The sequence below is a fragment of the Thioalkalivibrio nitratireducens DSM 14787 genome, assembly GCF_000321415.2.
GTDB classification, from domain to species: Bacteria; Pseudomonadota; Gammaproteobacteria; order Ectothiorhodospirales; family Ectothiorhodospiraceae; genus Thioalkalivibrio; species Thioalkalivibrio nitratireducens.
On the sequence record NC_019902.2, the window covers coordinates 3,800,786 to 3,815,101 of the forward strand.

The 14,316-nt window shown below is 65.9% G+C and carries 13 protein-coding genes and 2 pseudogenes; 7 read left to right on the top strand and 8 right to left on the bottom strand.

Features of this window, described 5'->3' with window-relative positions; genetic code table 11:
* Positions 1 to 17 precede the first annotated feature (17 nt).
* The 4 genes from TVNIR_RS17375 to TVNIR_RS17390 form a co-directional block, all read right to left on the bottom strand.
* The gene (locus TVNIR_RS17375) at positions 18 to 800 is read right to left on the bottom strand and encodes a hypothetical protein (protein ID WP_043739907.1); all 783 of its coding nucleotides are present in this window, start codon (positions 798 to 800) and stop codon (positions 18 to 20) included.
* A 399-nt stretch (positions 801 to 1,199) separates the two neighbouring features.
* Complete coding sequence (locus TVNIR_RS17380) at positions 1,200 to 3,218, bottom strand: S9 family peptidase (RefSeq protein WP_015260387.1); 2,019 nt, start codon at positions 3,216 to 3,218, stop codon at positions 1,200 to 1,202.
* Positions 3,219 to 3,537: 319 nt separating this feature from the next.
* Entirely contained in the window at positions 3,538 to 3,720 is a 183-nt protein-coding gene (locus tag TVNIR_RS17385) for a hypothetical protein (protein WP_015260388.1), read from the bottom strand.
* Between the two features lie 199 nt (positions 3,721 to 3,919).
* Complete coding sequence (locus TVNIR_RS17390) at positions 3,920 to 4,615, bottom strand: cytochrome b/b6 domain-containing protein (protein WP_015260389.1); 696 nt, start codon at positions 4,613 to 4,615, stop codon at positions 3,920 to 3,922.
* 296 nt (positions 4,616 to 4,911) lie between these two features.
* Here TVNIR_RS17390 and TVNIR_RS17395 point away from each other — a divergent pair, with 296 nt between their 5' ends.
* The 5 genes and pseudogenes from TVNIR_RS17395 to TVNIR_RS17410 all read left to right on the top strand — a co-directional run.
* Positions 4,912 to 5,361, top strand: coding sequence for a hypothetical protein (locus TVNIR_RS17395; protein WP_157092307.1), 450 nt, complete (start codon positions 4,912 to 4,914; stop codon positions 5,359 to 5,361).
* Positions 5,346 to 5,726 (top strand): hypothetical protein, encoded by a 381-nt coding sequence (locus TVNIR_RS20270; protein ID WP_211263128.1) that lies wholly within the window; start codon positions 5,346 to 5,348, stop codon positions 5,724 to 5,726. Before TVNIR_RS17395 ends, TVNIR_RS20270 begins: the two co-directional genes overlap by 16 nt.
* Positions 5,717 to 6,121: a methyltransferase domain-containing protein gene (locus tag TVNIR_RS19400; RefSeq protein ID WP_211263129.1), complete on the top strand. Its 405-nt coding sequence runs from the start codon at positions 5,717 to 5,719 to the stop codon at positions 6,119 to 6,121. The genes TVNIR_RS20270 and TVNIR_RS19400 overlap by 10 nt, the downstream gene beginning before the upstream one ends.
* A gap of 3 nt (positions 6,122 to 6,124) precedes the next feature.
* Complete coding sequence (locus TVNIR_RS17405; protein WP_052316653.1) at positions 6,125 to 6,430, top strand: hypothetical protein; 306 nt, start codon at positions 6,125 to 6,127, stop codon at positions 6,428 to 6,430.
* A 151-nt stretch (positions 6,431 to 6,581) separates the two neighbouring features.
* Positions 6,582 to 6,863 (top strand): annotated as a pseudogene (locus tag TVNIR_RS17410) (pirin family protein); the annotation flags it as partial.
* A 179-nt stretch (positions 6,864 to 7,042) separates the two neighbouring features.
* Here TVNIR_RS17410 and TVNIR_RS17415 read toward each other — a convergent pair.
* A complete protein-coding gene (locus TVNIR_RS17415) occupies positions 7,043 to 7,618 on the bottom strand; it encodes a TetR/AcrR family transcriptional regulator (protein WP_015260394.1) in 576 nt (191 codons plus the stop codon).
* Between the two features lie 233 nt (positions 7,619 to 7,851).
* On the opposite strand from TVNIR_RS17415, the gene TVNIR_RS17420 reads away from it, so the two are divergent.
* Together TVNIR_RS17420 and TVNIR_RS17425 are read left to right on the top strand one after the other, a co-directional pair.
* A complete protein-coding gene (locus tag TVNIR_RS17420) occupies positions 7,852 to 8,481 on the top strand; it encodes a DUF2306 domain-containing protein (protein WP_015260395.1) in 630 nt (209 codons plus the stop codon).
* Positions 8,474 to 8,899: a class I SAM-dependent methyltransferase gene (locus TVNIR_RS17425; RefSeq protein ID WP_015260396.1), complete on the top strand. Its 426-nt coding sequence runs from the start codon at positions 8,474 to 8,476 to the stop codon at positions 8,897 to 8,899. The genes TVNIR_RS17420 and TVNIR_RS17425 overlap by 8 nt, the downstream gene beginning before the upstream one ends.
* A 507-nt stretch (positions 8,900 to 9,406) precedes the next feature.
* Here the strand turns inward: TVNIR_RS17425 and TVNIR_RS17430 are convergent.
* The 3 genes and pseudogenes from TVNIR_RS17430 to TVNIR_RS20905 all read right to left on the bottom strand — a co-directional run.
* Positions 9,407 to 10,165, bottom strand: coding sequence for a hypothetical protein (locus tag TVNIR_RS17430; RefSeq protein ID WP_015260397.1), 759 nt, complete (start codon positions 10,163 to 10,165; stop codon positions 9,407 to 9,409).
* Positions 10,166 to 10,220: 55 nt separating this feature from the next.
* Positions 10,221 to 12,083, bottom strand: coding sequence for a hypothetical protein (locus tag TVNIR_RS17435; protein ID WP_083499501.1), 1,863 nt, complete (start codon positions 12,081 to 12,083; stop codon positions 10,221 to 10,223).
* Positions 12,084 to 12,670: 587 nt separating this feature from the next.
* Positions 12,671 to 13,945 (bottom strand): annotated as a pseudogene (locus TVNIR_RS20905) (transposase); the annotation flags it as partial.
* Positions 13,946 to 14,316: the final 371 nt, after the last annotated feature.

The window sequence follows — 14,316 nt, forward strand, 5'->3', positions numbered from 1 at the left end:
GTGGTGGCGCTGGGCATTCAGCGGGCTCCCTCGAAGAAATGCGCCAGGCGGACCATCGCCAGGGTGTCGCGCTCGCAGTAGCGCAGCAGCGCGTCGCGCAGGTAGGGCCGCACCACGGCGAGGAACGACTCGACGTGCGCGTAGTCATGGGCCGCCAGCGTCGGGGCCCGGCTCGGGGCGATGGTGTCGCGCAGCAGGCCGACCGGGTCGCCTTCCGAGGACAGCAGGTGGTCGGCGAATTTCTGTGACAGCAGGTCGAGCTTGCCCCGCAGCAGGTCGCTGCCGTTGCGCTCCAGCGTCAGCCGCCCCTGGGCGCCGAGGGCAGCGCGCACCTCGCGCTCCGGCAGCTCGAGCAGCCCCGCCAGCGCATGGAACACCTTGGCCGAGGAGAGCGGGCCGAGGTAGTCGGCGGTATCGTCGAGCAGCCGCTCGTTGTGGATCCGCACCGCGAACTCGAGTACCCGGCGGTCGGTCTCCGACCGCCCCACCAGCGCCGCCAGGCGGGCGGTGTTCGCGCGCAGGCGTTCGGGCACCGTCACACGCTTCCGGCTGCGTTCGGCCGCGGCGTGCAGCGACCGCAGCGCCAGGCGCACCGCGCGCGGGTCGTACTCCGGACCCATCGGGTCGACCCATTCACCCAGGCCGATCGCCTCGGCCAGTGCGTCGTTCATCAGACCGTGCGCGGCAACGAACTCGCGGTGGCCGCCGAGCGGCACCAGCATTCGGAGAAGCCAGAGGCGGACGATGGGGAGCAGGTCGCCTGGCGGTGCGGATGAGCAGGAAAGTCGGCGGCGGCGCATGGGGATCTCCTTCGGGGGTGGAGATCATTCTCCGGGTCGGCGCGTCAAAATGTTTCGCACCCTGCCCCGGCGACTGCGACACCCTGCGTAAACCCGACACACTACCGACGCGCGGCACAGGCGGCAGGAGACACAACCAAAGCTTGAGACAAGCCGTAAAATATCACGCCCCATGTGATCGTATCCCTGCCAACAGGGCCGGGGCGTCGTTGGGCGACCGGTTGCCCCGGCTTGAAGCCGGGCAGGCACCGAGGAGGCAGGCCTGGAGGCTTGCCTGGCCGAAACCGCCCGGAGCCCGGGTCAGGCCCCGCCCCCGCCCCCGCCCCCGCCCCCGCTTCCCGAACCCGAACCCGAACCCGAACCCGAACCCGAACCCGAGACTTGGTGTCGCCGGTGGTCTCAGTCCAGCGTGGAACGGTCTACCCGCAGCGCCTCGCGCCGCTCCTCGACCCTCTGTGGGTGTGCGTCCTGGAGCCGGCCACCCAGGTGCTCGGCGAGGAAGTCCTCCAGCGCTGCCATCACCGCCAGGCGGTTGGTCTCGTCGACCAGTCCGTGGCCCTCGTCGGGGGCAAGGTAATACGCCACGTCGTGACCGGCATCCCTGAGAACGCGCACGATCTGGTCGGACTCGGCCTGGACCACACGCGGATCGTTGGCGCCGTGAACGACCATCAGCGGTGCACGGATGTGCTGGGCCGAGAACAGGGGTGACTGCGCCTTCAGCCGCTCCCGGTCTTCCGGATCCTCGGGGTCGCCGACCCGCCGTTGCCAGCGCGCGATGCCCGGGCGCCAGTAGGCGGGAAAGGACTCGACCAGCGTGATGATGTTCGAGGGCCCGACCACCGAGACACCGGCCGCGTAGAGGTCGGGCGTGAACGCGAGACCCGCGAGGGTTGCGAAGCCGCCGTATGAGGCCCCGTAGATGGCGATCCGGTCGGGATCGGCAATGCCTTCGTCAATCAGGTGCTTCACGCCATCGGTGATGTCGTGTTGCATGACTCCGGTGCCCCAGCCGCGGTTGCCGGCGTTCAGGAATTCCTTGCCGTAGCCCGATGAGCCGCGGAAATTGGGTTGCAGCACCGCATAGCCGCGGTTGGCGAGAAACTGCACCGTCCCGCGGTATCCCCAGGTGTCGCGCAGCCATGGCCCGCCGTGGGGGTGCACGACGACCGGCAGGTTGCGGGGCTTCTGGCCAGGCGGCAGGGTCAGGTACGCCGGAATCTCGGTGCCGTCGCGCGCGGTGTAGCGTATCGGCTCCATCTGCGCCAGGTGCTCGCTCGGCAAGTCCGGGCGCACGCGGTAGATCTCGCTCAGCGCCATGTCCGCAGTGTCGTAGAGATAAACCGTGCCGGGGTCGGTGTCGCGCGTCAGCGCCACGGTCCAGCGCGTCTCGTCGCGGTTCGTGGAGGTGATGTCGAGGTTGCCTTCGGGCAGCAACTCCTGCAGTCGGTCAAGGTGGGTCGCAAAGTCCTCGTCGTGGGCGTAGATGCGCTGGCGATCCCCCGCGTAGACCGTCGCGAGCAGGCGATCGTCCTGCTGCGAGAAGATCGCACGACCCAGGTCCACCTCCTGCTCGGGATCCTGGTGCACCTGCTGCTCCTCGCGGCTGTCCGGGTCGAACAGCACCAGCACGACGAGGTCACGCTGCCCGGCATTGGTGCGAAGATAGATTCGCTGTCCGTCGGGATGGAAGCGCGTGAGGCTGCAGGATTCCTGGAAGCTGCACTGGTAGACCACTTCGCCGAGTTCCCCTTCGCCACTCACACGCAGGATCTCGGTGCTGCCGTCCGCCGTGGTGCGCGACGCCTTGCGCAGGCGGCCCTGATCGAAGTGCCAGCGCTGGATACCGGCATCGTTGCGTACCATCAGCTCCCGCTCCGCCGCAGCGATATGGACACGATGCACGTCGTGCAGCGAAGGATCACGATCGTTGAGTCCCACGTACATCACGTCGGGTTCGTCGCGGGGCAGGTGATACACGATGGCCCGGGCGCCTTCCGCACCGGCCAGCCCGCGCGAGGGCGGCACCTCCGCATCGGCGGAGGGTTCGGCGAGGGGGTCCACGGCCCTGATCTCGAAGTTCTCGTCGCCGTCGCGATCCTGGGCGTAGAGCAGAAAACGCCCGTCGCGGCTCCAGAAGTGGCGGCCCACCGAGCGGGCGTGGGCGGTCACCGGTCGCGCCTGATCGAAGGGCGCGTCGACGGCCTTGACCCAGAGGTTCATCGCGCCCGCATGGTGGCTGCGAAACGCGACGGTCTCTCCGTCGGGTGAGATGCGCGCCGCGCTGTACTGCGGATCCTTGAAGAAGAGCTCGATGTCGAGCAGGGGCTGCGTATCTCGCTCGGAGTTCTCGGCAGCTGCCGGGAGCGCGACTGCGGCGAGCATCAGAAGGGGAAGGGTCAGCGCCAGCTGGTACATCCAGGCCTCCGGGGTTCTGCGCGTTCGCGGGGGACAACCATTACCGGCGTAGGAACCGTCCGTAACGGCCTGAGTTCCGCGGCAGAGGGGCAGGGAAGCGGAGTGTCGGTGGGTGGGACAGCCAGACGTTGTGCGTTCGCGGCTCGACGAAACCGATGCCGGGGTCTGGTCTGGATTCGGGCGTGCGAACGGGTTGGACGGCAGTTGCGGCGGTCGCGTCCTTGCACCAGCCACAGACCGGAACGACGCGTGGGCTGCCGCCATAGCATCTCGTCCTCGACTATCTCCTCGCGGCCCTCGCCTCGCTTTCGTGATAGTCCTACTCCATGTCGGAGCGCCCGCCCATCACGCGGTCGGTGATGTCTCCCCACCGTGTGACGAGATGGGAGCGGCCATCGTCACGCTGGAAATCATCGATCAGCAAAGAGGTCGTCGCCGGTTCCTCCGACGCCAGGCCCGAGAGTGGCAGAACGGCCATCAGGGCGACAAGCACGGCGGGCACAAGACGACCCTCCCCATGCCCTCCGCGGCCCAGCGCCGTACACTTCCTCAGGACCGGTCTCATGGAGGTCATGGTCGCTGGCCCGGTCGGTGCAGATCAGGGTCGATGGTGGCCTGATTCCGATGCTCGCGAGATCACTCTGCAGCCGGGAGCCGCTTACGTGGCACGGCAGTAGCTACGACCACGTCGAAGATGCCAATTAGTCGTCCCGATCGTCTTTCTGCCTGCTGGGTGCGGCGGTTTTTTTCAGACCGGACTTCCGGCTATCGAGGGAACCCTCGTGCACACCGCTGATTTCTTGGGTCGAGATCGGTTTGACTTCGAACAGGCGTTTACCACTGATCATCGCTGATACGTCGTCGCCACCGCCTTTGAGATCGTGCAGGAACACGGCGATGATGTGCGCCAGCACGAACAACGCAATGACCGTGCCAATGCCGGCATGCACTGCCGGCAGATAAATGCCAGAGACGACCGGATAAGAGCCTTGCAGATGACCGGTGAAGGCAACCAGGATCATCAGCGCAAGCAAGATGAGGTAAACGGGCACCCAGAGAGGGTTGTGGGCGTACCAGCGTGGCAGGGTGGCTTTGCCGAAAGAGAGGTAGAACTTCAGCATTTGCAGCATCTTTTTCGGCTCTAGATCCGCAAGCAGAAACTGCCATCGGCCCATGAGCTTGTCGCTGAACAATACCCAGATACGCAGTGCGAGCCCGAGTGTGAAAATACTGCCGGCGACATAGTGCCAGTCGGCAGCCGTCTGAGCCACGCTCGGCGTGTGGCGCACCAACCAACCGGTGGCCATCAGTGCGAGTGTCGACAGCGCCAGCGTCCAATGGGACAGACGCAGCCACTTGCTCCAGATCTCTCGGCGGTGCAGAGTTTCGGTTTTCATGCGCTATGCAACTCCTGACGCCGTCATGATGGCGGTTGCGGTTGAAGATAACGATATTTGCAATATAAACGACCCTGCCGTCGGAGTCTCCGACAGCGCATCGGCTTCAGCCTCTCACACCGAGCGCCTGGGAGGCCGCTCAGGGTGTCGGGTAACGGGCAATGTCGTGAACTTAGGCGATAGACATTTGTTTTTGTTATAATTTCTCTACCAATGAACCCAGCATGAATGGAGAAAAATGATGCGCGAATTCCTGAAAGAAGCCTTGACAGCGCGGGCTGGACCGGGTTTCTTCCATGAGAATGGTTCTTAATACTGTTCGATCCACCCTGAACGATCTCCAGTTCATCGCCGAACACCGCTACCAACCCGCCGATTTCACTCGCAAACGCACCCTGACCTTTGAACGCGTGGCCCTGTCGCTGCTCTCGGGCCCGATTGCTTCGCTGCGCAACAGCGCCGATGCCCTGTGCCAAGGGCTGGGTCTCAAGGACGTGCCGCTGGGCGTCACCAAGCAGGCCGTGTCGAAAGCCTATCGGAAGTTTCCCTACGAGGCCCTGATCGAGCCGCAACAACAGGTGGTAAGCCGTTTCACGGAGCAGGTTCCCGGCACCCGCTGGATGGGGTACCGGCTGGTGGCGGTGGATGGCTCCAAGATCCCCTGCCCCTGGATCCGGAATTGGCCGAGACCTTCGGCACCCAGGGCAACCAGACCGCGACCGAGCGCCCGATGGCGCTGTACGTGAGCCACTTTGACGCCAGTAACGGCGTTCCCCTCGGCGGCGAATTGGCTCCGAGCTTCATGGGCGAGCGCTTCCTCACGCTCACCCTGGCCAGCATCGCGGGGGCCCTGACCCAGCCCACGGTCGCGGCATTTACCGAGGACCGCAAGCATCCCCATCAGGGCAACTTCCGTGCCGCGCTGGCCAAGCTGCGCACGCGCTTCTTCCAGCTCTGGGATCCAGCGGATACGCAAGGTTGCCTCGACCTGCTCGTCTGGATCGCACGCGATGCAGAACCGATCCGGCCCGACCGCTCGTATCCACGGAAAACCAAGCACATCAACCCGTTGCCGTTTGCGGGGGTCCAAAGTTCACGACATTGGTCGTAACCCCCCGCCAAGGAACACTCGGTCTGGTCGAAACTACTGCCGGCTTCCTACGACCTAACCGTGGTCCCAGGGGTTCGCTTGCGGGGGGGCAAGCGAACCAGCCCCTCGGGATCGCCCGAGATGCCAGCGTCCCTAAACGGCGGACCCAACGTTCGCCGCCCTGGGCGAAGAGAAGAGCGGCCAACGAACGCAATTTCTGGCCGCGTGACTCCAATCCCATCAGGCCTGCGTATTCCGGGGTATTCGATCTGATTACGGTGGGGCAGGCGCTGCATTGGTTCGATTTTCCCGCCTTCTATGCCGAGGCAGCCCGCGTGCTCCGCCCGGGTGGCGTGCTCGCGGCCTGGGGGTACGGACTGATGCAGGTCAGTCCCGCAGTGGATGCCGCGGTTTGACGTTTGTACGAACCCATCGTCGGCGCGTACTGGCCGCCGGAGCGTCGGTATGTAGAGGAGCAATGCTGGACGTTGCCGTTTACGCTCAACGAGCTCGCTGCTCCTGAGTTCGTCATGAAGGCGGACTGGACGTTGGCGCAACTCATCGGCTATCTCGGTACCTGGTCGGATATACAACGGTATCGCCAGGATTGTGGCGCGGATCCGTCGGTGTTGATCACCGATGAGCTGACGTCAGCGTGGGGTGACGCGGCATCCTGTGCGATGGCCGCTGTTTCTGCGGGTTTGACGGTTCGGGAGTCTGACTAGCATTCCCTCCCGGGCTCGGCCATGGTCGAGGGCAGCACCGCGGTCTGCCAGCCAAGACCGTGGGTGGCTGGCCTATGACCACAGGCAGCCAGGAATGCCCAACGCGAACGGGGCGGCAAGCCCCTCGACCACCATGGAGGCGGACATGACGATGGGCAGAACCGATCCCCAGGCCGAGCACGACCGCGGACCGACAGATGGCGAGGAGGCAGTGGAGATGCTGCTGCAACCACGGGAAAAGGATCTCGGCGGGTTCTCGGTGCGCAGGCTGCCGCCCAGCGTGAAACGCTCGATGGTGGGGCCCTGGATCTTCTTCGCCCACATGGGGCCGACCGACTTCCCGCCAGGACAGGGCATCACGGTACGTCCTCACCCCCACATCAACCTCGCCACCGTGACCTACCTGTTCGAAGGTGAGATTCTGCACCGCGATATAGGCACTACCTCCGCACCGACACGTTGCGACAATCTGCCGCCCGTGCAGCGCGGCGGTTGACGCTCCGCGCCGGCATGCGACCAGCAAACGGGTAATCGTCCGCGCAGCGCCCAAGTGCAGCTGATCGTTGCGGGCGCATTGGCCCCCGTCCCGGCGACGACAGCGCCCGGACGGGCTCAGCGTCGGGATTCCCGGCTATGCAACAAACCATCGACACCGCGGTCGATCACCTGCTCGACACCCCCGCCGGCACCCAGAGCCGCCAGGCCCGGAGGCTCGCCCGGAAGATCGATCAACAGACGCGCCAGCCCGTGAACCAGGGCCCACACACCGATGGTGACCACAGGCTGGTCCGATGGCGCAAGGTCGCGTTCCCGGAACAGCGCCGCCACCGAGTCCTCCAGCAGCGCGTACGCCGCATTCGCCGCCTGTTCCAGATCGGGATCCTCGGTGTCCGCGCACTCGGGGCCGAACATCAGGCGCAGGGTCTCGGGATGTGCCCGCGCGAAGGCGACGTAGCCTCGGCCCATCCGCTTCAGCCGCCGCTCCGGGTCGGTCGCGCCCTGGGCGTGCTCCGACAGGGTGTCCGTGAAGCGCCGAAACCCAGCGGCCGCGACCGCCCCGCGCAAGGCCTCCCGCGAGGCGAAGTGCCGATACGGTGCGGCCTGCGACACCCCACAGCGCCGAGCCGCCTCGCGCAGCGATAGGCCTTGCGGACCCTGGGCCTCCACCATCTCCGCAGCCGCCTGCACCAGGGCCTCCCGCAGCCCTCCGTGGTGGTAAGCGGAACCGGAGGGGCGCTTGGGTGTGGTCCGTTTGGAAGGCGGCGACTTGGCCATGGAAATCAGTCTAGCCCCCGGTGTTGACACCGTCAACATCATGCTCTACCGTTTATGTTAACGATGTTCACATCCGAGGCGGGGCACCCCGACACGAAATGAACACGGCGACATCCTCCCCCCGACTGCAACGAACCAGGTTCGTCGTGATCGCCACCCTGGCCAGCCTGCTGGCGCTGTTCTCCCTCCACTACCTGCGGCCGGGAATGCCCGATGGCTTTATCGAACAGCTACCGCTCTACCGCGAGCACGCTTTCTGGTTCCTGCTGCATGTGGTCGGCGCCGCCGTGGCGCTGGCGGTTGGCCCCTGGCAGTTCCTGTCCTCGATCCGGGCGCGCAGGCCGTGGATACACCGAGCGACGGGAACGCTGTACGCCGCGGGCGTGCTGGCCGGGGGCATCGGCGGTCTGTTCCTGTCCGGGTTGGCCTACGGGGGAATCGGGGTTCAACTCGGTTTCATGATTCTCGGCGGCCTGTGGCTTGCAGCCACGGCGATAGGGGTCACCGCGATCGGGATGGGACGCGTCGCCGTCCACCGCGCCTGGATGCTGCGCTCCTTCGCGCTGACCTTCGCCGCGGTCACCCTGCGGGTGTGGCTCGTCCTGCTCGAGCCCTTCCTGGGCTTCGAGACCGCCTACCAGGTGGCCGCCTGGCTGGGCTGGCTGCCGAACCTGCTCGTGGTGGAGTGGTGGCTGCGCCGGGGCTCGACCCACGCAGGCCCGATCGAGCCATCGCGGAACCGCATGGCAAGGAACGCAATCGACCGTCATGTCTGACGACCGCTACCGGGAGATCGCGCGATCGCTCCAGACGATGGGCTGGCTCCAGGACGCGCTGCTGCGTCAGGCCAGGAAGCGCGTGGTCGAGCATCTTCGTAAACGGGGTGTGGTGACGGCCCTGGATGCCGGTTGCGGTGCGGGAACCTTGAGCCGCTATCTGAGCGATGCCGGGATGTCCGTGATCGCCGTCGATCGCTCCCCGGCCATGCTCGAATTGGCCGGTCGCCGCGCGTCTCATGCCCAGTGCCTGCAGGCCGACCTGAGCCGGCTTTCGCTCAGCCGGCCGGTCGACGGCGCAGTCGTGGCCCTGTCGTTGCATGAGATGACGGAATCTCAGCGGGTAGAAGTCTGGCGCGCATTGCAACGCCTAACCCGGCACGGCGGCCCGTTGGCACAAAGAAGAGGACACCCATGATCTTATCGGGCTTCTCTTATCGCCCGCCGGGGGACGTTCTTCCGGAGCTGGGGTCGCCCGGTTTCGGCATCGCCCTTGGACCTTCAACGCCCTGCGCCGGCGTCACATTCCGGGTCCCGGGGTTGATTCGGCCCGGTTCCTGAACCGGGATTTGTCCTGAGCCATGTAAGGGGGCGACCACATCCGAGGAGGGGGTGGTCAGGCCCGGCTGGTGAGTGGAGCGGCCCGAATCGGGCCGGCTGGAGGCTCCGCCTTCGTCGGCGGATCGGGAATCGGGGTCATTGGGGTTCTGCGGCGTATAATTCGCTCCCTGGTTTCCGCCGATGGGGACATAGCCGCGGGCTGCGGCGGACTCGATAATAAGGCCGAAAGCGAATACCGCTCCCAGGACACAGGACATGGTCTTGAACATGTGGGACCCCCGCTGTATGCGTGGTGGTTTCTGGTGGCCCGGGCCTCTGGAGGCGCTCGGGCTGGTTGCTGGGGCGGCAGATTGTCAGGGGACAATCATTGCCCCGTCATGCTGACGGCTTCCTGCTCCGTCAGTCGCGTGGTGAATTCCCCTTCGAGGGTGATGCAGCTTTCGGGCTCGATGGTGTTGCGGACGACCTGCCGCATGGGGCACAGGTCTGCGCTGAAGCGTCCTTCGGCGGAACCTTTGCCGTCGTTCAATTCCAGGTGGTCGAAGTCAACGGTCGTTGTGGCTCCGGCGGAGCGGGTATCGGCGACCAGTAGGGTGACGCCGTCGTCGGTTTTCCGGTAGTAGGAGACGTCCGCTTGGTGTGGCTGTGCGTGGACGGCGTCGATGTCGCGGGTGGCCAGCATCCCGAGTTCGATCGAGAGCATCCCCGCGCGTTGCACCTTTCCGGATTCGGGATCGAAGCCGGTGATGCGTATGCGGACGTACTGCCGGTCGACACCCACGCCGGCGGCGCCCATGGTCTCTTCCATCTGGCGACGTTGTTCTTCATCCATGTTCGCCATCATTCGGGCCATGGGACTTTCGGGCATCGTGATGGGTTGCCAACTGGCCGAGGCCAGGGTCTCGCCGTCGACTTCACCATGGAGGGTGGTCCACTCCAGGGTTTCGGTTCCGACTGTGGCGTGGAGCGAACCCAGCGGTGTCATGCTGCGGATGTCCTGGGAGTCCATGCCGCTGATGTCCTGCGCCGCGACCGGCGCGCTCATGAGCGCGGTCGTTACGAACAGGCCGGCCGCCGCCGCAAACAGTCGACTGGTGCGGGAATAAGTGATCTGGATCGGCATGGGGCAATGTCCTTTGTGAACCCTGGATGGGTAGCGTAGCGGAAGGGCCGGATGCCTACAGGGCGTCCAGCGCTTCCTGGGCCGTGGTGCTGAAGTGCTCGCGGTCGGCTGCGACCACTTGCTGCAGGAAGTCCTGCCACTGCTCGGCCGCCCCGGGTTCGTCGGTTAGCCAGGCGGGTTGTTGCAGCATGATTCGTGCGAAGGCGGCGGGTTCGAATTCCCGATGCAGCGCCGCGTGCTCGGCAAAGATGGTGGGCCCAATCAGCCCGATGGTGCCGGTCGCGGAGTTGTTGCCTGCATTCGCCAGGGTATTCATGTGCCGCCTCATCGGCGGCTCGAGAAACGCCAAGTCGGCCTGCTCGCTGGCGATGAGCTGGCCCACGACAACGGTGCCCTGTTCACGGGCGGGGTGGCGATCGAAGGCGTCCATGCTCGCCAGGCTCAGTGCCACGGCCGTGGCCGGGTTGACCGCCCAGTCGTCCAAGTGTGCCTCCATCGTCAGGCTGAGCTGTTCGAGGACCAGGGCCGCGTGTTCCGACGAGCGCCGCGCACTACCCAGGATCCGCTGCGCCACCTCGGTGGTCTCGGCATCGGTGCCGGTCCATAGCATCCGGACGGTTTCCGTATAGACGTACTCCGGATCCCGTTCGAGCGCCCCGCCGAAAGAGGTCACCGTCGCCTGCAAGGTCTGCTGGGCGTTCAGCCTCGCCTCACGTCCGTGCTCCGGACTGGTGGCGATCGCGAAGACCGGTTCCAGCGCCGGATTGGGCGGAACCTCCCGGTTGTTGCGCAGATACCCGCCGAGGCTCTCGATCCCCTGGGACTGATGCGCCTCGGTGGAGCCTTCCCGAATCAATCGGGTCAGCGCCCCGACATGCAGATCATGCACGATCTCAAGGTTCATCTCCGGGGTTCCCGGTTCTGCCGTGCGCCCCCGGAACGGCCGGATCAACTCTCGGGTGAGGCCCCCCAGGGCGTCGGTCGCAGCCTTGATGGCCTCAGGCGTTTCGGACGCCATGGCCGCCTCCAGCATTCGCTCCATCGCGCGTTCCGCCCCCATCTCCGATTGGGCGAACAGGCCGACCAGCCGGGGTTCGCCCACCGCGGTGGAGCCGCTGACGTCGAGCGCGAGATCCAGAGCCTCTTCGGTCCCGATGGTGACCAGCAGGCTGTGTGTGGCCCGGCTGTTCTCGCGGGCCAGATCCCGATGGGAGCGGATGTAGTCCAGCGTCTGGGCGGGTTCGATGAAGTCGAAGTCGGCGAGCTTTTCGAGGAAAAAGCGGGTGGTCTCTGCGTCGTGGTCCAGCGGGAATAGGGCCTGTGCCAGATCGGCCTGGACGGTATCCGGCAGTGCCTCGGTGCGCAGCAGGCGCGCCGCATGCTCCGGCTCGGAAGTCGCCAGCCCGATGATGTCGGCGCCCAGGCTCTCTGGATCCATGCCGCTGTTCAGGGCGGCGCCCATCAGTCGCCGATAGGTGTCGGTGCGTTCGCTGTAGCCGGGGTCCAGGATCCGCTGGCGTGCCATCGCGGGCGCCTCCGGGGCCTCGATGTGGTACAGGGTGCCCAGCGCCGCCAGTTCGACATGCTCCGCGACCCGGGGGTCCAGGTTTCGGGCTTCGATCCCGTTGATGAGTGCGTGGATGGCTTCGCGTGCGGGCAGGCCGTGCACGCCCATAGCGGCGATGTCTTCCAGGGCGGAGAGCTGTCGCATGTGGCTGAGATCGGCCAGGCGTTCGGCGTGCTCAGCCGCAGTGCGGCCCTTGTAGGTCGCTTCGGGGTCGTGTTCGGGCGGTGCCTGGCGGGCCATCTGCTCGGGGTCATCGCCCTCTGCCTGAGCCTCCGGTTCACCACATGCGAGCAGACCGGGGAGTGCCAGGGCGAGCACGAGCAGAAGGAGAAGAGGGCGTGTGTGGAACATGGTCAGCCTCGCAAGGGATGGTGGTGTCGACCAGCCTCGCAAGGGACGTCGCGTCGGCAGCGGTTGGATCCGGCGGATTGCGTGTACCGCGGAATGGCAGGCTCACGGCCTTCCTTGAAGCTTAGCCCACTCGAGGCTAGACGTGTCGGTGAAATTTACAGCCTAGAGACGCGAACCGACATTTATAGCTATAACGCATTGAGTTCTCGATATGAATAATGGGAGAGACAGTAGAAGAGGACACCCACCATCACCTTATTTCACGCCCATGATTTCCACCTCACAGGGGGGTTCACGCGCCGTTGGTTGGTACGGGGGCGCTCGTGGTGCGTCGCTGGTAGAGCACGACGGCATGGGGATGGCACGGGTACGAAAGGAAAGGATAGGAAATCCAACCGCCTTCACCGCAATATCCCTTCGGTCCGGGGGCCTGTCAAGTCACGACGGAAGCCCCTTCTGAGCAGCGTCGGCAGCACTATGCGGCCGGAATCGGCTACAGGTGGACTGGAAACCGATTTTGCGGCGCGCTTCAGGCGTGTTTCCGGAAAGCGGGCAGCGGCGGGGCCAGCAGCCCCGCACGGGCTGCTTTACCAGGACACCCGCTGGTCGTGTTCGTACTCCGGCGCGGGCTGGGCGTAGGGATCGCCGGAAGAACCTGCCTCGGCAACGATGGCATGCTCCGTAGCGTCCTCGTACCACTCCGGCGGACCCCGCGCCTGGGCGGTACGGGGCGGGGTGGCGGGTTCGCCGATGTGCTCCAGGATGGCCCGAACGTCCACCGCTTCGGTGATGAAGGCGATGATCCGCATCTCGGCCCCGCACCGCGGGCAGGTCAGCGGGAACGCCTCGTAGATGCGCGCCAGCAGCATCACCCAGAGGTAGCGGGCGGGGGACCGCCGGATGGTCTCGGGCGGATCCTCCGCTGCGGCTTTCACCGCCCGGTGGGATGCCGGCACCGGCGCCACGGCCTCGGGCGCCAGAGCGGTGACGGCGGGGCGCAGCGGTGAGTTCGGGGCGAGTACGCCTGAGTTGCGATGGCGATGCTGCCGGGGCGGCGGAACCAGCGCGGCGATGCGACTGATCAGCTCCAGCGGCGAGAGGATGATCTGGGTGCGCCCGTCCGGACCCGGTTTGGGCAGACGGTAGATCAGCCGCTGCGGGTCGAGCTCCTCCAGCCGGTCGGCTGCGAAGGGAGGACGAGCGCAGTAGCGCAGCAGCCGTTCCAGGCCCTTGCGGTCGTCGGCCTCGATGCGCACGCTCGCATCCAGCGAGAACCCGCCGCCGTGGTCCCACGCTTCCATCTCTTTACGGGTCTGCGCGTCGATCCGCCCACGGCGCACGAATGCCCGCAGGATCCGTCGGCGGATCTGGGTTTGCACGACCCGCACGGCATCAGCGTCGATGGCCTCCGCCGCGATGAACCGGACACCCTGCTCCGGGGCGGGCTCGAACACGCCGTCGATCACGACGACATGGAAGTGCGTGTGCTCGTGCAGCGCGGAACCGAACCGGTGGATGGAAGGCCACGGCCCCGGTGGGTGCCTGGGTACTGGCACCCAGGCTGCCGCGCAGGTGGTGCGCGATCGCATCCAGAAAAATGCGCAGGGCACTGTTGAGAGCTGCCGGGTCGTGCTGGAGGTGATAGCGTAGCCGCTTGGGTACGGACAGCACCTGCCCTGGCGCACCGGCACGCGAGGCAGAACGTGATCGGCCAGATGTGCCGCAGTCTCGGCCATGCGCCGCGTGTTGCAGGACGGGCAGACAGCCCGGCCTTTGCAGGAGAAGGCGATCAGAACGTCATGGCCACAGGCGTCACAGCGGGCGCGGGCAAAGCCATGGGCCAGGATGCCACACTCGAGAAAAATCCGCCGGGAGCGGATTTTCGCGCAAGCCCCCCGGGAAGGGGGCGAGTCCCAGGGATGGGACGAGCAAAGCGCCTCAGTTCACGCTCCGCATGCGGGGGGACCCGCGCCTCCCACCACTCATCCCGACCCCGCGAGAGATAAGGTCTCCAGGTGGTTTTGCACCACCCGATACAGCGGTGTATCGGCGGGGCGACGGCGGCGGTAGGGAGCGGCGACGCATCCCTGCAGTTGGACGTCCATGTCCGGGTCGGTGTCCGTGACGGCATAGTGATACTAATAAGATAGACAGTACTCCCGTTTCCGCCACAGACCGGCAGGGCTTGCTGTCGATCACGACGACGGATGGGCAGCGTCGGCTTTACACTCTA